Source organism: Stenotrophomonas sp. YJH_SMC_14-1, assembly GCF_059372275.1.
This window is the reverse complement of record NZ_JCAFVK010000008.1, coordinates 74,714-92,704: the sequence shown is the minus strand read 5'-3', so window position 1 is coordinate 92,704 and position 17,991 is coordinate 74,714. Positions and strand designations below refer to the sequence as shown.

The window sequence follows — 17,991 nt, the reverse complement described above, 5'->3', positions numbered from 1 at the left end:
AGCGGAAGGCGGACTCAGGCCGGCGGCAGGTCATGCGGTGGCGGCCGGAACAGTGGCGAGATCAGCCAGACCAGGCCGATGCCGAACAGCAGGGTCAGGCCGAACGCGCGCAGCGCCGGGGTCTGCGACAGGCCCAGCAGGCCGAACGACAGCCAGGTGCTGGCCGCACCCACGCAGACCGCCAGCCATGCGCTGGCATCGCCACGGTGTTCGATCAGGAAGATGCCGTAGTCGATGCCCATGCCCAGCAGCAGCATCAGCGCCAGCACGTTGAACAGCTGCAGCGGCTGGCCGAACAGGCCCAGCAGGCCCAGGGTCAGTGCGCCGGCAATCAGGGTGGGGGCAAATACGCGCCAGGCCTGGCGGCGGTAGCGCAGCCACAGCGCACCGAACACCAGTGCGATGCCGACCAGCAGCAGCCCGCCCATCAGCTTGCGGTAGTGGCCCAGCAGCTTGGAGAAATCGGAGGTGCGGTCTACCCAGCGAACGCCGGGCAGGCCTTCGGCGGCACCCTCCAGCGTGGCCAGGGCATCGGCGCGCGACAGGTCATCGACCATCACCACGCTGATCATCTGCCCACCGACTTCACCCACCCACAGGTGGCGGAACGGCTGCGAGGCCGGCGAGGCCAGGAAGGCTTCGGCGGTGAGCGGCGCGGCGGCGAACTGCGGTCGCTGCAGCGGCTCGCCCACCGCCTCGGACACGGCCGACAGCACGCCGGGTTCCACCTTCGCGGTCAGCGCGGCATCGGCCTGCTGGCGCGCCGGCGACGGCAGCCAATCGCTGATCGCGCGATAGCCACCAATGCGCTTGTCGGTGGCCAATACACGCAGGCGCTCGGTCAGTGCTTCCTCGCGCTGCAGCAGCTGCGCGGCATCGGCACCCTGCACCAGGTAGAACTGCGCCGGGCTGGGCATGCCCAGCAACTGGCTCAGGCGGATCTGCTGCGCCATCAACGCCGGCGGTGACGACTGCAGGCTGCGCAGGTCGTCGTTGCTCTGCAGGCGCGCGATGCCGATGGCAGACAGCGCCAGCGTGATCACCACGAACATCGTCACCGCGCGGCGGCCATGCAGGCGCGGGAAGCGCTCCAGCGTATTGCCCAGCCACTGCGAGAAGCGGGTCTGGCGGATCTCGCCACCGTCGAGCCACGGGAACCAGAAGATCACCGTGAGGAAAGCTGCGGCCAGGCCCACCACCGAGAACAGCGCCATCTGGCGCAGGCCGGGGAACGGGGCCAGGCCCAATGCCAGGTAGGCCAGCGCACTGGTCAACAGGGCCAGCCACAGGCCGGGCAGCAGATGCCGCAGCAGTTTCCAGCGACGATCGGCCGGTTCGGCCTGGCGCGAGGCGAACCAGTGAATGCCGTAATCCTCGGCCACACCCACCAGCGACGCACCAAACACCAGGGTCAGCACGTGCACCTTGCCGAACACCAGCACGGTCACCGCCAGCGCCACGCCACAGCCGATCAGCAGCGAGGCGGCCACCAGCAGGATCGGGCGCAGCGAGCGGAATGCCAGCCACACGAGCAGCAGCACCGCCGCCAGCGACCCCCAACCGATGGTGTTGATCTCCTGGTTGGCCTGCACCGCGGCGGCCTCGGCATGCAGCGGCACGCCGGCATGCAGGATTTCAAGCTCAGGCGCCGCCGCCGTGGCGGCCTGCCCGGCACGTTCCAGCAGGCCATCGAGGTGGCGCTCGCCATCCAGCTGGAACGCCGAGCCGGGCGTATCGAACTGCAGCACGGCCCAATGCCTGCCCTCGGCTTCAAGCAGGCCGTCATCGCCCAACCGCAGGCCCGAACCCTGCGCCTGCTGCTGCCACCACTGCGGCCACAGCGACAACGGATCCTGGCGCCATTCAGTCAATCGCGGCGCGCCCATCGGGCCATACAGCGCAGCCAGCGCCTGCTCGGCCAACACGCCCGGTTCGCTGCCCTCCAACTGCTCGCGCTGGGCCGGTGTCAGCAGGCGGTCGCGGTACGGCGCGTAGAACACGCGCGCCTCGTCAAACCAGCCTTCGATCGAGCCGCTGGGTACCAGCAAGGCGTGGTCGGCATCCTTGGCCATGGCCGCCGCAAAGGCCGCCTGCGCGCGCTTGGCAGCCGCGCTGTCCTTGCTGCCGAGCAGCACCACGACCTGCCGCGAACTGCCATCGGCAATGCGCCGGGTGACGTCGCTCAACAGGCGGTCGTGCGCATCCTGCGGCAGCAGGGCGAGGATGTCGGTGTCGATCCGCGATTGCTGGCTCCACAGCTGCCACTGCTGTGCGCCCAGCGCCAGCAGCACCAGCAGCCAGGCAATGCCCAGCCAGTGCCACCAGCGCCGCAACCGGTCCGGTGCGTTCGATGCCACGGCCTCACTCAAAGCGGCGGGCCTCGTCGGCATTGAGCGTCGCCGGCGCCTCGCTCAACGCGCTGAACTGGATCTGCGTGCGGTCCTTGTTGGCCTCGACGATCTCGACCTGGCGCACGTAGCGGTCGCCCTGCAGGGTCAGCGATTCGAAGGCCTTGGCCAGCATCGCCGACTTCGGCGTCAGGCGCAGCCGCCAGCCCTGCCCTTCACGGCTGGCCGCCACGTTGAACTGGCTGGACAGTGCCTGCACGTCGCCACTCATCAACGCGAACATGATCGCATTCACTGAACGCATCGCCGGCTGCTGCCGCGCGTCCAGTTCGACGCGGGTGCTGCCATCACGCTGCCGGCTGAGGATGCGGTCGGCGGTGACCACTACTTCCGAGGGGAACGGCTTGAGCGTGGTCCAGATCACGCCGTGCTGGCGCGCGACCACGAACCGGCCCTGCGAGCGCAGCGAGTTCCTGAAGCCACTCACCTGCTTTTCCTGGCTGAACTGGCCACGCAGCACATCCGGCCGCGCCACCGCCTGGGTAATCGCATCGACGGCGGGGTCGGCCGCCTGCACCAGTGGTGCGGCCACCAGCAGCAGCGCGCACAGCAGCGCACGCGCGAAACGGTTCGCTCGGTTCATGGCGCAGGCACTCCCAGGCGTTCCCACAGTACCGGCGGGCACTGGTACAGCATTTCCTTGCTGGCCGCGTCCACCGCGACCTGAATGGTCATCGCCCGGGTCAGCACCTGGCCGCTTTCCGCATCGAGGATTTCGTACTCGATCTTCAGCCGGTTCTCCCATTCAACGATGCGCGCGACCACGCGCAGCGCCTGGTTGAACAGCAGCGGGCGCACGTACTTCACCCGCGCATCGACCACCGGCCACAGGTAGCCTGATTCGAGCATCTGCGGGTAGTCGTAGTCGTAGCGGCCGAGCAGCGCGCAGCGCGCGATCTCGAAGTACTTGAAGTAGTTGCCATGCCAGACCACGTTCATCGGATCGCAGTCATGGAAGGCGGGGGTCAACGCAATCTCGCCAACCCGTTCAATGGCCTCATTCACCGGCATACAGCTCCCAACGTTGCGCGCGGATCTCCACCAGCAGTTCCCGCAGTTCGCGATCCAGCGCGCGGTCTTCCTCGACCAGGGCGATGCGTTGCCCCAGGTCGGCGTACATGTCGGCCAGACTGCCATGCAGCTGCGCATTCAGGCCAACCCGTTCACGCAGGGCCAGGCCCTGGCGCGCGGTGATCAGCATTGCCGCCACCACCTGTTCGGTCAGCTCGATCACGCGCAGGCAGTCGCGCGCGGCGATGGTGCCCATGCTGACCTTGTCCTGGTTGTGGCACTCGGTGGAACGCGAGAACACGCTGGCCGGCATGGTCTGCTTCAGCGCTTCGGCAGTCCAGGCCGACACGCTGATCTGCAGTGCCTTCAGCCCATGGTTGATGGCCGCGCGCGGACCGGTGGCCGCCGACAGGTTGGCCGGCAGGCCATGGTTGTAACGGGCGTCCACCACCAGCGCCAGCTGCCGGTCGAGCAGATCGGCAACGTTGGCCACGGTGTTCTTCAGGGTGTCCATCGCCAGCGCGATGTGGCCCCCGTAGAAGTGGCCACCATGCAGGATGCGCTCGCCGTCGGCGTCGATCAGCGGGTTGTCGTTGGCGCTGTTCAGTTCGGTCTCGATCAGCTGGCGCAGGAACGGCAGGCTGTCCTCCAGCACGCCGATCACATGCGGTGCGCAGCGCAGCGAGTAGCGATCCTGCAGGCGCTGTTCATTGCGCGGCTGGCGCTCGCTGTGCAGGTCGCTGCGCAGGCGCGCGGCGATGCGGCCCTGGCCCGGGTGCGGCTTGGCGGCGAACAGGGTTTCGTCGAAGTGGTGCGCGTTGCCGTCGCTGGCCAGCACGTTGAACGCGGTCAGGCGCGTAGCCATGCGTGCCAGGTAGTCGGCGCGCTGCCAGGCCAGGCAGGCCAGGCCGGTCATCACCGCGGTGCCGTTCATGATCGCCAGGCCTTCCTTCGGCCGCAGCTTCAGCGGGGTCATGCCGATCTTCGCCAGCACGTCCGCCGCCGGCTGCACGCGGCCGTCGTGCAGCACCTCGCGCTCGCCGCACAGCACCGCCGCCACGTAGGACAGCGGCGTCAGGTCGCCACTGGCACCGACCGAGCCTTCGGCCGGAATCATCGGCAGCACGTTGTGCTGCAGCAGCGTGGCCAGGCCTTCCAGCAGCGGCAGGCTTACACCGGACATGCCGCGCACCAGAGAGGCCAGGCGCGCCGCAAGCACCGCACGGGTCTCGACCGGGTCCAGGTAACGGCCCAGGCCGCAGCCATGATAGGTGTACAGGTGGTGCGGCAGTTCAGCCACCAGTGCCGGTGGGATGTTCACCGTGCACGAATCGCCATAGCCGGTGGTCACACCGTAGATCACGCCATCCTCGCGCAGCAGGCGGTCGAGGAAGTCGGCACCACGCTGGATGTGGGCGCGGAATGCCGGCGCGTCGCTCAGTGCGGCCTCGCACTGGCGCTGGGCCAGGGAAACCACGTCTTCGATGGTCAACGGTGCATCGCCAAAGCGGCACACGGGTACGGCGTCAGTCGTCATGCGGAGCCTGATCCCAGAAAGGGAAGAAATTGAACCAGTCCAACGGGGACTGGATGACCTGGAGTTCCAGCCAGCGCGCGAAGCGCTGTGCCTGTTCGGCCAGTGCCGCATCGCGTGAGCCGCGCGGCAGCACGATGCGTTCGGCGAACTGTTCGAATGCCACGCGGTAGCCCTCGCCCTGGTGCAGGCAGGCCATGGTGTAGACCGGGCAGCCCAGTGCGGCGGCGAGCACATAGGCACCGATCGGGAACGGGGCGCGGTGGCCAAGGAAATCGGCGGTGACGCTGCGTCCGCCCTGCACCGGCGTGCGGTCGCCGACGATGGCGACGAAGCCCCCCGCCGCGACGCGCTCGGCCAGCATCACTGCCGTGGCCGGGCCCATTTCGGTTACCTGCACCAGTTCCACCGCCGCCAGCGGGTCCAGCCGTTGCAGCAGGCGGTTGAAGCGCTGCGCATGCGCGGTGTGCACCAGCACGGTGATGCGGAACCCCGGCACCTGTTCGGCCAGCACCTGGCACAGTTCCAGGCAGCCGATGTGCGCGGTCAGGATCAGCCCGCCTTCGCGGCGCGCTATCTTCTGCAGTACCAGGTCGCGATGCAAGTGGATGCGTTCGGCGGGGTAGCGCCCGCCGAGGCCGAGGATCTTGTCCAGCATCGTGTCGGCGAAGGCGAAGAAATGGCGCAGGCTGTCGCGCCGGGTCGGCGCACGGCCGAGCACGCCGCTGTGTGCCTGCAGGCGCTGCAGGTACTGCATCGAGGCCTGGCGGCCGACACGGTTGCCCAACCAATGGCAGGCCACCACCGGCCACACGCACAGGCGGAATGGCCAGCGCCCGAACCAGCGGTGCACCCAGCACAGGAACAGCACGCCGGCAACCGACGTGGATTCGCCGATGTCGGCCCAGTGCGGAGCGTGCGGTCCGGTCGCCATCTCAACCCTGCCCGCGCAGGCGGCGCCACAGCAGGCGCGGCGCGCGCCAGAGCATGCCGAAGAACAGGCGGGTGTGCATGCGGCTGATGCGCACGTTGTCGCGCCACACATCGAAGTGCGACACGCCATCGGCAGGATAGGTCACGCGCGTGGCCAGGTGCTCGACCGGCAGCTGCCGCCAGTACAGGCGCACCATCACCTCGGTATCGAAATCCATGCGGCGGCCGATGGTCTCTTCACCGACCAGGCGCAGCACCGGCGGCAGCGGATACACGCGGAAGCCGCACATGGTGTCGCGCAGGTGCAGCGACAGCGTGTTGATCCAGACCCAGATGTGGGTCGCGTAGCGGCCATACAGGCGCGCCTTGGGAACACTGGCGTCGTAGGCCGGAATGCCGCAGATCACCGCACCCGGGTGCGCACGCGCCGCCTCGACGAAACGCGGCAGGTCGGCGGTATCGTGCTGGCCGTCGGCATCGATCTGCAGCACGTGGCTGTAGCCACGCGCAGCGGCCTCGGCAAAGCCGGCCAGCATCGCCCCACCCTTGCCCTGGTTGATGTTCAGGCGCAGCAGGTCGACGCCCTGGCGCTGTGCCAGCGAACGCAGCACCGTCGCGCACGCTTCATGCGAGCCATCGTCGACCAGCAGGCACGGCAGCCCGGCGGCCTGCACGCCTTCGACCACCGCCGCGATGGCGTGCTCGTGGTCATAGACGGGAATCACCACCAGTGGCGCGAACGCGGCACCGGCAACGGCCGGGTCAGTCCGCATCGGCGAAAACCACCTTGCCGCTGGCATGCACGCCGTGGCTGGAGGTGTAGCGGAAGGCCAGCACATTGCGCGTGGCATCCCAGTCCAGCTGCAGGGTCAGCTCATCGCCCGGGCGGGCCACGTGCTGGAACTTCACCGCATCCATGCGCAGGAATCCGGCCGGCATGCTGAACGCCTGGCGGCCAAAACGCACGGCCCAGTCCAGCTGCGCCACGCCGGGCAGGATCGCCGCCTGCGGGAAGTGGCCCTGGAACGGCCGCAGCGCCGGGTCGAGGGTCATGCGCAACGTAGCGCTGGCAGCATCGCGGTGATCCCAGACCGGCACCGGCATGAGCGGCTGGAACAGCGCCGCCAGTGCCGCCTGGGTGACCTTGCCCTGTGCATTGATCGGCAGCGCCTTCACCAGGCGCCAGCGGCGCGGCCGGGTGACCGCGTCATGCGCCTGTGCCAGGCGCGCGCCAAGGCGCTGGCCCAGCGCGCGGCGCGCGGCGTCACCGCCCTCCAGCAGCGCCAGGTTGGCCGGTACCACCACCGCTGCCAGCTGCTCACGCTGTCCCGGCAGGACCAGTACTCTCACATCGTCCACTTCGGTGTCTTCGCGCAGCGCGCGTTCCAGCGCATCCAGCGAAACGCGGCGCTCCTCGATCTTGACGATGCGGTCGGCACGGCCCAGCAGGCGGAAGCGGCCATCGGCCAACGCTTCCACGCGGTCCTGGGTGCGCCACCAGTCGAGGGTTTCCAGATGCGCCGAGGCGACGGCCAGGCAGCCATCCTCGATGCGCCACTGCACGCCCGGCAACGGCTGCCACGGCGGCAGGTCGGTATCCCAGCGGCGCCAGGCGATACCCCCGGTTTCGCTGCTGCCGTAAACCTCGGTCGGTGCCACGCCCAGCCATTGCCGTACCTGGCGTGCGGCTTCTTCGGGCAGCGGGCCACCGGAGGAGAACACCGCGCGCAGGCGGCCGTGCAGGCCGGCCCAGTCGAGCTGCTCGGGCAGGCGCTTGAGGTGGGCTGGCGTCGCCACCAGCACCGTGTCGGTACCGGCCAGCGCGCCCACCAGGTCTTCGTGGAAGAACCGGCGCGGATGGATCAGGCGGCCGGCGGCCAGCGGCCACAGCACCCGGAACAGCAGGCCGTAGATGTGCTGGTGGGACACCGTGCCATGCACCTGCACGCCTTCCAGCTGCGCGCCGAACGCAGCCTGCAGCGCATCCACCTCGCGCGCCAGCTGGTCCACGCGCTTGTTGATCGCACTGGGCTGGCCCGTGCTGCCGGAGGTGAACACGCACAGCTCGCAGGCGCGCTCGTCCAGCACCTGCAGTTCGCCGTCCACGCCAACGGTGGGGGCAACCAGCGCTCGGTAGTCGGCGGAAACATCGCCGGCGAAACCGCTCACCTGTGGCTGCAGCGCCTGCAGCGTGGCCGGCAGGTTGTCGGCAGCCAGAAACACCCGCTTGCCGGCATGCCAGGCGCCGAACAGCGCAGCAGCGAAGGCCACCGCATCATCGAAGTACAGGGCCCAGTCACGGCCATCGGCAGCAGCAAAGGCCGCACGCCAGGCCAGTACCCGCTGGCGGAAGCGGGCATGGTCGATCACCTCGCCATCGCACACGCCGATGCTGCGCTGCGGCTGCGGGTCCACCAGCAGCCGGTCCAGGGCAATCCACTCAGCCATGCGCGTGCGCTGCCTTGACCCGACGCCGCACCAGCCACTCACCTGCAAACAACACGCCCATCATCACGTACGCCAACAATCCGTTGTAGAGCATCCAGACCCGGTCCGACGCGTAAAGCGCGGTCAGCAGGGCCAGGCTGCCGTTGAGAACGAAGAAGCCACACCACACCTGGGTGACGCGGCGGGTATAGGCCACCGCGAACGCCGGCAGGTCCGGCTCCTGCAACCGCGCCAGGCGTTCCACCAGCGGCGGGCCGAAGCGCAGGCTGGTGCCGAACACCGCCAGCATCACCATGTTGACCAGCGCCGGATACAGCTTCAGCGGCAGGGCCTGGTTCAGCACGGTGGCCAACACGGCCAGCAGGCCGGTTCCCGCAGCGGCGGCCCACCACAGCGGCTGGCGCGTACTCAGCGCACGCAGCAGGGCCAGGGTGAACAGCAGCAGCGACAGCCAGCGTGGCTCGAAACGGCCCATCGCCAGGTACACCAGCACCGGGTAGGCCAGCGAGATCGCGGCCACCACGACCGTGCGTGCGCGTGCCATGGCGGAGCCGCCGGCGCTGCGGTCAGGCGGCTGCCTGGTCCGGCAGCAACCCATGCACGACATCGACGATGTCCTGCACGGTGCGCACGGCCTTGAACGCTTCCGGCTGCAGGTTGCGGCCCAGCAGCGGCTTGAGCTGCACGATCAGGTCGACCGCATCGATGCTGTCGATATCCAGGTCGTCGTACAGGCGTGCCTCGGGGGTGATCCGGGCGGTTTCGATCTCGAAGCTGTCGGTCAGGATGCTGACGATGCGTTCGAACAGTTCATTCTTGGTCATGGCAATTCCTGGCGCCGTTACGACTGGCGGGCGGCGACGAACTCGCCGAGCGCGCGCACGCTGGAGAAATGGCGACGGGTTTCTTCCGAATCGGCCGAGAGGCTGACACCGTACTTCTTCTGCAGCGCCAGGCCCAACTCCAGCGCGTCGATCGAATCCAGGCCGAGGCCCTCGACGAACAGCGGCGCGGTCGGATCGATGTCCTCCGGCGTGATGTCCTCCAGCGAAAGGGAGGAAATGATCAATTCCTTGATCTCGTGCTCAAGTGCTTGCACGGGGCGGCTCTCCAGACAGGTCGAAATAACGAGAAAGGTGCTCGGTAACGCGGCGTGCCGCCAAGGCATCCCCCCTTGGCGAGTCGTCTTCGGCCAAGAAAGGCGCGATCGGGATATCTTCGCCGATCTGCAGCCGAACGTGAAAGCGACGTGAGGGGACACGATACCACTTCTGTCCCTTGGTCAGGGTTGGCGGGCTGCAGGTGATCCGCACCGGGGTGACGTCGATGCGGCCCCGTACGGCGATGTTGGCGGCCCCGCGCTGCAGGCGCGGCGGCTGCCCGGGCACGCTGCGGGTGCCCTCCGGGAAGATGACCAGGGTGCCGCCGGCATGCACCGCGGCCACGCAGTCATCGACCAGGCCGGCGCCATCGTCATTGGAGATGTAGCCGGCGGCCCGTACCGGACCGCGCATGAACGGGTTGCAGGCCACGGCCCGCTTGACCACGCAGTCGGCGTTGGGAAGCAGCGAGATCAGGCAGACCACGTCGATCAGGGTCGGGTGGTTGGCCAGCACCAGCAGGCCGTCACGCTGCAGGCGTTCACCACCCTCGATCTCGTAGGTCATCACCCCAAGCCCGCGCATCAGCCGCAGATGGCTGGCGAACGCGACCTGGACCACGCGCCGGGCGCGCCGGCGACGGGCCACCGGGTCCCGCATCAGCAGCAGTACCGGCATCACCAGGACGCCGAGCAGCAGCCCGCCCAGGCCAAACGCAACAAAGCTCAGGCCGGTGCCAAACACCCGCCAGGCGTGGTCGAGGCGGCGCGGCAGCTCACTCACGGCGGCCCCAGCGCCAGCGCTGGCCATGGGCCACGTGCTCCAGCGCTGGCGCGCCGGACAACAGGAAGCGATGCAGGTCCAGCGCGTGCGGCAGCAGGCCGGGTACAGTGCTGGCCTGGCCGTCGGCCGGCTGCCACTGCAGCGCCAGCGTCGGCCGGCCCCCTGCTGGCGCGGTCAAACGCCAGCACCAGGCGAAGAACGGGTCGGGTTCGTCGGCGAACGTCGCGTAAACCTCCGGGAGCGGCGACTCGTAGACCACCACCCGTACCTCGCGGGCGCCATCGGCAAGCAGGCCGACGGCCTCCAGGCACGCGGCTTCGACCGTTGCCTGGCCAGCCGCCAATGCCAGGTAGTTGCCGCGATGGCCGCGGGCGATTGAATACAGCGCGGCGATCGCGTTGTGCACCGACAGACCAAATCCGGTGGGCGACAACGGCTGGTCGCCGACCAGCGCCCCCAGCAGGTCCATCGAACGTGCGACGTCGCCATGGCGGCTGGCGAACACCAGCGGCACGTCGCTGTCGGCCCCCTGCCCGTCCTCGCACCAGCACGCGGTCTGGATCGCCATGCGGCCCAACCGCTCGATGCGACGGCGTTGCATTGCCGGAACCTCTGCCAGTGCCGGCGTATCCCCGCCGTGCGGCAGGTACGGCGCTTCGGCCCAGCCCAGCCACTGGCTACGCTCGCTCAGGCCGGGCGCCCACGCGGCCCAGTCGACGATGGAGAATTCAATCATTTAGCGTTGGTGCTTCAACGGGAGAACGATAGGCACGAGCCATTACGGCGACGCGCGGCGGCCCCCCATTCCTGCAGCCGTGCGTCCGTCCAGGACGTCGCCGGCTGCCCCCCTGGCTGCCGGAAAGGAGCGCACGCTAGCACGTCCCGCCCGGGGTGTGCAGGTTTCACATTCCCCAACACGGGGCCCGGCACCGGCGGGCCCCGCCTTCAACCCATCAGTGGTAACCGGTGTCGGCGTGCACCTTGCCGCGGAACACCCGGTACGACCACGCCGTATAGCCCAGGATGACCGGCAGCAGAATGACCAGCCCGACCAGGGTGAAGCCCAGCGAGGAGGCCGGCGCGGCGGCCTGCCACAGGGTCATCGACGGCGGCAGCAGGTACGGCCACATGCCCAGCACCAGGCCAAGGAAACCAAGCACGAACAGCGCCAGGCTGAGCAGGAACGGCGGCAGGTCGCGGCGCGGATGGGTCGCACTGCGCCACAGCGCGGCGGCCACCGCCAGGGTCAACAGCGGCACCGGCGACAGCCACCAGAAGTTGCCGTCGCTGAACCAGCGGGCCATCAGCCGCGAATCGAGGAACGGCAGCCAGCTGCTGACCAGGCCCATCGCTGCGATCACCGCCACCACCAGCGGCCGGGTCATCTGCCGTGCCAGCGCCTGCACGCGGCCTTCGGTCTTCAGGATCAGCCAGGTGCTGCCCAGCAGTGCATAGCCGGCCACCAGCGCAGCACCGGTCAGCATCGCGAACGGGCTGAACCAGGCGAACGGCCCGCCCTGATAGACACCGTCCACCAGCGGGATGCCCTGCACCAGGGTGCCCAGGATCACGCCCTGGGCAAACGTGGCCAGCAGCGAACCGAGTCCGAACGCCACGCTCCACAGCCGGCGCGACCGGTGTGCCTTGAAGCGGAACTCGAACGCCACGCCGCGGAACACCAGCGCCACCACCAGCAGCAGCACCGGCAGGTACAGCGCCGACAACAACACCGCATAGGCCTTCGGGAACGCCGCCAGCAGCCCGGCGCCGCCCAGTACCAGCCAGGTCTCGTTGCCGTCCCAGATCGGCGCGGCGGTGTTCATCATCAGGTCCAGCTGCTCCTCGTCCTCGGCGAACGGGGCCAGGATGCCGATACCGAGCACGAAGCCATCCAGCACCACATACATCAGCACGCCGAAGCCGATCACCGCAAACCACGCCACCGGCAGCCAGGTCATCAGGTCCATGTCAGCGCTCCTCCAGCGGTTCGTCGGCCGCCGACAGCGGGCGTGCCGGGGTGTGGCTGCCGTGGTCCAGCGACGGCCCATCATCATGTGGCCGCGGTCCGTGGCGCAGGATCTTCACCAGGTACCAGATGCCCCAGCCGAACACGAAGGCGTAGCCAACGACGTAGACCGCCAGCGACAGCGCGGTCATCCACGCGCTCTGCGGGCCGACCGCATCAGCAGTGCGCAGCACGCCATACACCACCCACGGCTGGCGGCCCATCTCGGTGACGAACCACCCGGACAGCAGCGCGATGAAGCCGCTGGGCAGCAGCCAGTTCCAGCCGCGCAGCAGCCACGGCGAATCGAGCAGCTTCTTCCGCCACAGCTGGAACGCCGACACCCAGGCCAGCAGCAGCATCAGCGTGCCCAGCCCGACCATGATCCGGAAGGCGAAGAACACCGGCGTCACCGGCGGCCGCTCGCTGGAGGGTACCGAGGTCAGCGGGTCGAAGGTACCGTCCAGGCTGTGGGTGAGGATCACGCTGCCCAGCTTCGGAATGGCAACTTCGAAATCATTCCGCTCTTCCTTCTCGTTCGGCAGCGCGAACACCACCAGCGGTACGCCCTCGCCCTCCTTGGTTTCATGCCAGTGCGCTTCCATCGCCGCGATCTTCATCGGCTGGTGCTTGAGCGTGTTCAGGCCATGCATGTCGCCGACGAAAATCTGCACCGGCACGGTCAGTGCCGCGAACGCCACCGCTGCCACCAGCATGCGCCGGCCCGCTTCCACATGCGTGCCCTTGCGCAGGTACCACGCACCGACGCCACCGATCACGAAACAGGTGGTGATGAACGAACCCAGCGCCATGTGCGCCAGGCGATAGGGGAACGAGGGGTTGAACACCACCTGCCACCAGTCCACCGGATGCACCACGCCGTTGACCATCTCGTAGCCGGCCGGCGTATGCAGCCAGCTGTTGGACGACAGGATCCAGAACGTGGAGAACAGCGTGCCCAGCGCCACCATGCAGGTGGACAGGAAATGCAGGCGCGGCGAGACGCGGCCCCAGCCGAACATCATCACGCCGAGGAAGCTGGCTTCCAGGAAGAACGCGGTCAGCACTTCGTAGGTCAGCAACGGGCCGATGACCGTGCCGGCCACCTCGCTCAGCCGTGGCCAGTTGGTTCCGAACTGGAAGGCCATGACGATGCCGCTGACCACGCCCATGCCGAACGACACCGCGAAGATCTTCTGCCAGAAGAAATACAGCTCGCGCCACACGGGCAACTTCGTGCGCAGCCAGCGCCATTCGATGAAGGCCAGCCAGCTGGCCGTGCCAATGGTGAAGGCGGGGAACAGCACATGGAAACTGATGACGAATCCGAACTGGATCCGGGACAACAACAACGCGTCCAAGGGACGCCTCCTGCCTGTGACCGGTGGGATACCGGACCACTTTAGGAGGATTTCGTTAAGACGGGATGCGACCGGGTGACGCGCTGCTTCACTTTGTCGCAGGGGTCAACCGTTCTGGTAGCTGCCAACCTTGGTTGGCACACACGCCCAAACGCCGACCCAGGTCGGCATCTACCAACGGCGACTGGAACGGCCCACCGCCCGGAGGGCGCCTCAGTGCCAGAAATACCAGGCCGCTGCAGCCAGCAGCGCGCCAAACAACAGCACCTGCACCAGCACATAGACCACACCACTATCGCGCGACTCAGCGGCAATGCGCTTCTGCAGCGCCTCGCTCACATCCGGCGCGTCTTCCTGCTGCGCCTGCTCACGCAACGCCTGGGCCAGCGCGCGCTCTTCCGCATCGCGGGGGTCGGTGGGTAGGTTCACAGCAGTTCTCCAGCGGAGGCGCGCCGCGTCAGTTCCTGCTTCAGGACCTGGCGCGCGCGGTGCAGGTGGCTCTTGATGGTACCGCGCGCCAGCCCGGTCACCTGCTCGATCTCGGCCAGATCGAAATCCTCCAGGTAGTGCAACCCGACGATCAGCCGCTGCGGCGCACTCAGCCGTTCCAGTGCTGCGCCCAGCTGGCGCCCGGCCTGCAGCACCTCGCTCAGTTCCGCCGGGCCCGGGCCTTCATCACCGATGCCAAGTTCTTCCGGCACCTCCACCGCTACCATCCATTGCGCTTCCAGGCGTCGCCGTCGCAGGTGCTGCAGCGCAGTGGTGTAGGCCACCCGCGAAACCCAGGTACGCAACGAAGATTCAAAGCGGAACCGGTGCAGCTGGCGGAACACGGCCAGGAAGGTTTCCTGCAGCAGGTCGGCCACCTGATCGCGGTCGCCCACCATGCGTCCGATCACATGCGCGCAGGTGCGCTGGTGGGCTTCAACCAGTTGCGCGAAGGCCGCCTGCGAGCCATCGATGATGGCCCGCACCAGGGCCTGGTCCGCATCCAGCGGTGCAGCGGGTGCCGCCGTCGCCGCTGTATCGTGGCGGCGACGGCCCCGCAGTGCCGACAGTGCTTCGCCGAGCAGGCTCATCTACGGGGCGCCCCCTGTGCCCGTGGCACGCCTGCCTCAGCCCTTGCGTGCAGCAGGGCGGGTGAAGTGCCAGGCCAGCAGCTGGCCGAGGCCGGCGCTACCGACCAGTGCGGCGGCGGCGCCGAAGGTCAGGTCACGGGCACCCATCGCTTCCAGCAGGGCCATGGCCAGCGCCAGGCAGACCAGGCTGATGCCCCAGCGCAGCGCGCCCTGGCGGCGGCGCTCTTCTTCCAGCACCGCCAGCGAGCGGATCACTTCCTCCGGCACGTGCGGGGCCACCAGCTTGCTGCGCGCGCGCGCATCGGCAATGGCATGGATCGCGTAGGCGATGCAGATGAAGAGGGTGATCGGGATGAGTTCCTGCATGGTCGGGCTCCTGTTCGATGGATGATGCGGGTTCAGGAGAATGGATGCGCGAGGCCGGCCAGCGGTTGCACTACTTTGCCAATCCCGCTGCCATGACCTGTGGCCCCTGCCCCCGGCCCGTGCGGCTGCTACGCTTGGCCGGTTTTCCTCTACTGGTGCCGTCCGCCCATGTCCCGAGTGCTGCCCCTGTCCCTCCTGCTGTCGGCCGTGCTGGCCGCACCGGCTGCGCATGCCGCGCCGACGCCGATCACCATCGAACAGGCCATGGCCGACCCGGACTGGATCGGTCCGCCGGTCGAGAAGGCCTGGTGGTCGTGGAACAGCCAGCAGGTGGAGTACCAGCTCAAGCGCAACGGCAGCCCGGTGCGCGATACCTTCCGCCAGCCGGTGGCCGGTGGCGTGGCCGCGCAGGTGGCCGATGACCAGCGCGGCACCCTGGACGTGGCCGAGCCGGTCTACGACCGCAGCCGCAGCCGCAGCGCCTTCGTCCGCAACGGCGATGTGTTCGTGCGCGACCTGCGCAGCGGCGCGCTGACCCAGCTCACCCGCAGCAACGAGCGCGCGGGCAACGTGAACTTCGCCGCCGACAATGGCGTGATCTGGCGCGTCGGCCAGAACTGGTTCCACTGGACCGCCGCCAGCGGCGTGCAGCAGGTGGCCAGCCTGAAGGCCGAAAAGGACCCGCGTACGCCGCCGAAGGCCGACGTGCTGCGCGACCAGCAGCTGCGCACGCTGGAAACCCTTCGCCGCGACCGTGACCAGCGCGAAGCACTGAAGGACCAGGACCAGCGCTGGCGCCAGGCCGACCCGACCCGCGCGCCGGGCCCGGTGTACCTGGGCGCCGACGTGGAGATCGCCGACAGCGTGCTGTCGCCTGACCTGACCCACCTGATCGTCGTGACCAAGCCGAAGGACTTCGATGACGGCCGTGGCGGCAAGATGCCGCTGTACGTAACCGAGTCGGGCTACGAGGAAACCGAGGACACCCGCACCCGCGTCGGCCGTAACGGCTTCGAGCCGCACACGCTGTGGTACGTGGACGTGCGCACCGGCAAGGCCGAGAAAGTCTCGCTGGCCGGCCTGCCGGGCATCAGCACCGATCCGCTGGCCGAGCTGCGCCGCAAGGCCGGCAAGGACGCGCTGAAGGGCGAGCGCAGCCTGCAGGTGATGAGCGACTTCATGGGCGGTGGCATCCGCTGGAGCCCCGATGGCCAGCAGGCCGCGGTGATGCTGCGTGCCAACGACAACAAGGACCGCTGGATCATCAGTGTCAACGCCGCCGACGGCCGCGTGCAGAACCGCCATCGCCTGACCGACAATGCCTGGATCAACTGGGGCTTCAATGATTTCGGCTGGATGGCCGATGGCCGCACGCTGTGGCTGCTGTCGGAGGAATCAGGCTTCTCGCACCTGTACACCCAGGCCGGCACGGCCAAGCCGCAGGCGCTGACCAGCGGCAAGTGGGAAACCTCGGCGCCGGTGCTGTCGGCCGACGGCAAGGGTTTCTACTTCCTGTGCAACCAGCAGGCGCCGCATGACTACGAAGTCTGCGCGGTCGACACCGGCAGCCGCCAGGTGCGCGAGCTGACCAGCCTCAACGGCGTGGAAGACTTCTCGCTGTCCCCAGACGGCCAGCAGCTGCTGGTGCGCTACTCCGGCGCCTACCTGCCGGCGCAGCTGGCCGTGGTACCGAGCACCGGCGCAGGCCAGGCCCGCGTGCTGACCGACACCCGCACTGCCGAGTTCAAGGCGCGCCAGTGGATCCAGCCGAAGCTGGTGGCGGTGCCGTCCAAGCATGGCGCCGGCGTGGTCTGGGCCAAGTACTACGAGCCCGAAAACAAGGAACCGGGGAAGAAGTATCCGATCGTGATGTTCGTGCACGGCGCCGGCTACCTGCAGAACGTGCACCAGCGCTACCCGGCCTACTTCCGCGAGCAGATGTTCCACAACCTGCTGGTGCAGAAGGGCTACATCGTGCTGGACATGGATTACCGCGGCAGCGAGGGCTACGGCCGCGACTGGCGTACGGCGATCTATCGCAACATGGGCCACCCGGAACTGGAAGACTACAAGGACGGCCTGGACTGGCTGGTCGACACCCAGCAGGGTGACCGCGACCATGCCGGCATCTACGGTGGTTCCTACGGCGGCTTCATGACCTTCATGGCCCTGTTCCGCTCGCCGGGCACGTTCAAGGCCGGCGCCGCGCTGCGCCCGGTGGTGGATTGGCACCAGTACAACCACGGCTATACCAGCAACATCCTCAATACCCCGGACATCGATCCGGAGGCGTACCGCGTGTCCTCGCCGATCGAATACGCGCAGAACCTGCAGGACAACCTGCTGATCGCCCACGGCATGATGGATGACAACGTGTTCTTCCAGGACTCGGTGAACCTCACCCAGCGCCTGATCGAACTGCACAAGGACAACTGGTCGATCGCACCGTACCCGCTGGAGCGCCACGGCTATGTGCGCGCCGATTCCTGGCTGGACCAGTACAAGCGCATCCTCAAGCTGTTCGAGCAGAACCTGAAGTGAGCAACGCCGCGGCCACGATCCACATCGTGGCCGCGGTCATCCTGGATGACCGCGGCCGGGCGCTGGTGGTGCGCAAGCACGGCGCCAGCCGCTTCATCCAGCCGGGCGGCAAGCCCGAACCCGGCGAAGCGCCGCTGCAGGCGCTGGCCCGCGAACTGGACGAAGAACTCGGTGTGCAGCTGTGCGCCGAAACCGCCATCGCGCTGGGCACCTTCGAGGATTGGGCGGTGAACGAACCCGGCCATCGGGTGCAGGCACAGGCCTGGTGGGTGCGGGTGGACGGCACGCCACAGGCATTTGCCGAGATCGCCGAACTGGCCTGGGTGCCACTGCAGCCGCCGCATGGCCAGCCCTTGGCACCGTTGAGCGAACACCATATCCTGCCGGCCGTCGCCACCCGGGTGACGGCCCGCTGATCGCGC

Annotated in this window: 19 protein-coding genes; 2 read left to right on the top strand and 17 right to left on the bottom strand. The window is 68.2% G+C overall.

The window, feature by feature from the left end; translation table 11 throughout:
- Positions 1-14 precede the first annotated feature (14 nt).
- The 17 genes from AC5P9P_RS16575 to AC5P9P_RS16495 all read right to left on the bottom strand — a co-directional run bounded on the left by AC5P9P_RS16575 (position 15) and on the right by AC5P9P_RS16495 (position 15,028).
- Positions 15-2,390, bottom strand: a complete 2,376-nt coding sequence (locus AC5P9P_RS16575; protein ID WP_495232969.1) for an MMPL family transporter — start codon at positions 2,388-2,390, stop codon at positions 15-17.
- The gene (locus AC5P9P_RS16570; RefSeq protein WP_495232968.1) at positions 2,362-2,991 is read right to left on the bottom strand and encodes an outer membrane lipoprotein carrier protein LolA; all 630 of its coding nucleotides are present in this window, start codon (positions 2,989-2,991) and stop codon (positions 2,362-2,364) included. Before AC5P9P_RS16570 ends, AC5P9P_RS16575 begins: the two co-directional genes overlap by 29 nt.
- Positions 2,988-3,419 (bottom strand): acyl-CoA thioesterase, encoded by a 432-nt coding sequence (locus AC5P9P_RS16565; protein WP_005411603.1) that lies wholly within the window; start codon positions 3,417-3,419, stop codon positions 2,988-2,990. Before AC5P9P_RS16565 ends, AC5P9P_RS16570 begins: the two co-directional genes overlap by 4 nt.
- The gene (locus AC5P9P_RS16560) at positions 3,406-4,956 is read right to left on the bottom strand and encodes an HAL/PAL/TAL family ammonia-lyase (protein WP_495232967.1); all 1,551 of its coding nucleotides are present in this window, start codon (positions 4,954-4,956) and stop codon (positions 3,406-3,408) included. The genes AC5P9P_RS16565 and AC5P9P_RS16560 overlap by 14 nt, the downstream gene beginning before the upstream one ends.
- Positions 4,946-5,887 (bottom strand): lysophospholipid acyltransferase family protein, encoded by a 942-nt coding sequence (locus AC5P9P_RS16555; RefSeq protein ID WP_033833818.1) that lies wholly within the window; start codon positions 5,885-5,887, stop codon positions 4,946-4,948. Before AC5P9P_RS16555 ends, AC5P9P_RS16560 begins: the two co-directional genes overlap by 11 nt.
- Before the next feature lies 1 nt (position 5,888).
- The gene (locus AC5P9P_RS16550) at positions 5,889-6,659 is read right to left on the bottom strand and encodes a glycosyltransferase family 2 protein (RefSeq protein WP_111109179.1); all 771 of its coding nucleotides are present in this window, start codon (positions 6,657-6,659) and stop codon (positions 5,889-5,891) included.
- A complete protein-coding gene (locus tag AC5P9P_RS16545) occupies positions 6,649-8,334 on the bottom strand; it encodes an ApeI family dehydratase (protein WP_329772527.1) in 1,686 nt (561 codons plus the stop codon). Before AC5P9P_RS16545 ends, AC5P9P_RS16550 begins: the two co-directional genes overlap by 11 nt.
- On the bottom strand, positions 8,327-8,878 hold the full coding sequence (locus tag AC5P9P_RS16540) for a COG4648 family protein (protein ID WP_005414874.1): 552 nt from the start codon (positions 8,876-8,878) through the stop codon (positions 8,327-8,329). The genes AC5P9P_RS16545 and AC5P9P_RS16540 overlap by 8 nt, the downstream gene beginning before the upstream one ends.
- Before the next feature lie 22 nt (positions 8,879-8,900).
- On the bottom strand, positions 8,901-9,158 hold the full coding sequence (locus tag AC5P9P_RS16535; RefSeq protein WP_005411609.1) for an acyl carrier protein: 258 nt from the start codon (positions 9,156-9,158) through the stop codon (positions 8,901-8,903).
- 17 nt (positions 9,159-9,175) lie between these two features.
- Complete coding sequence (locus tag AC5P9P_RS16530) at positions 9,176-9,433, bottom strand: phosphopantetheine-binding protein (RefSeq protein WP_005411610.1); 258 nt, start codon at positions 9,431-9,433, stop codon at positions 9,176-9,178.
- Positions 9,420-10,217 carry a lysophospholipid acyltransferase family protein gene (locus AC5P9P_RS16525; protein ID WP_005414875.1) on the bottom strand — a complete coding sequence of 266 codons (798 nt, stop codon included), beginning with the start codon at positions 10,215-10,217 and terminating at the stop codon, positions 9,420-9,422. Before AC5P9P_RS16525 ends, AC5P9P_RS16530 begins: the two co-directional genes overlap by 14 nt.
- Entirely contained in the window at positions 10,210-10,953 is a 744-nt protein-coding gene (locus tag AC5P9P_RS16520) for a beta-ketoacyl synthase chain length factor (RefSeq protein ID WP_043034440.1), read from the bottom strand. Before AC5P9P_RS16520 ends, AC5P9P_RS16525 begins: the two co-directional genes overlap by 8 nt.
- Before the next feature lie 217 nt (positions 10,954-11,170).
- Positions 11,171-12,184: a cytochrome d ubiquinol oxidase subunit II gene (gene cydB / locus AC5P9P_RS16515; RefSeq protein WP_005414876.1), complete on the bottom strand. Its 1,014-nt coding sequence runs from the start codon at positions 12,182-12,184 to the stop codon at positions 11,171-11,173.
- A 1-nt stretch (position 12,185) separates the two neighbouring features.
- Positions 12,186-13,583, bottom strand: a complete 1,398-nt coding sequence (locus tag AC5P9P_RS16510; RefSeq protein ID WP_288418896.1) for a cytochrome ubiquinol oxidase subunit I — start codon at positions 13,581-13,583, stop codon at positions 12,186-12,188.
- Positions 13,584-13,796: 213 nt separating this feature from the next.
- Positions 13,797-14,012 (bottom strand): hypothetical protein, encoded by a 216-nt coding sequence (locus AC5P9P_RS16505; protein ID WP_049433077.1) that lies wholly within the window; start codon positions 14,010-14,012, stop codon positions 13,797-13,799.
- Entirely contained in the window at positions 14,009-14,662 is a 654-nt protein-coding gene (locus AC5P9P_RS16500; protein ID WP_049403641.1) for an RNA polymerase sigma factor, read from the bottom strand. The genes AC5P9P_RS16505 and AC5P9P_RS16500 overlap by 4 nt, the downstream gene beginning before the upstream one ends.
- A 36-nt stretch (positions 14,663-14,698) precedes the next feature.
- Complete coding sequence (locus AC5P9P_RS16495; RefSeq protein WP_005411618.1) at positions 14,699-15,028, bottom strand: hypothetical protein; 330 nt, start codon at positions 15,026-15,028, stop codon at positions 14,699-14,701.
- A gap of 168 nt (positions 15,029-15,196) precedes the next feature.
- Between AC5P9P_RS16495 and AC5P9P_RS16490 the strand changes: the two genes are divergently transcribed.
- Together AC5P9P_RS16490 and AC5P9P_RS16485 are read left to right on the top strand one after the other, a co-directional pair.
- The gene (locus AC5P9P_RS16490; protein WP_033833827.1) at positions 15,197-17,569 is read left to right on the top strand and encodes a S9 family peptidase; all 2,373 of its coding nucleotides are present in this window, start codon (positions 15,197-15,199) and stop codon (positions 17,567-17,569) included.
- On the top strand, positions 17,566-17,985 hold the full coding sequence (locus AC5P9P_RS16485; protein WP_495232966.1) for an NUDIX hydrolase: 420 nt from the start codon (positions 17,566-17,568) through the stop codon (positions 17,983-17,985). The genes AC5P9P_RS16490 and AC5P9P_RS16485 overlap by 4 nt, the downstream gene beginning before the upstream one ends.
- Positions 17,986-17,991: the final 6 nt, after the last annotated feature.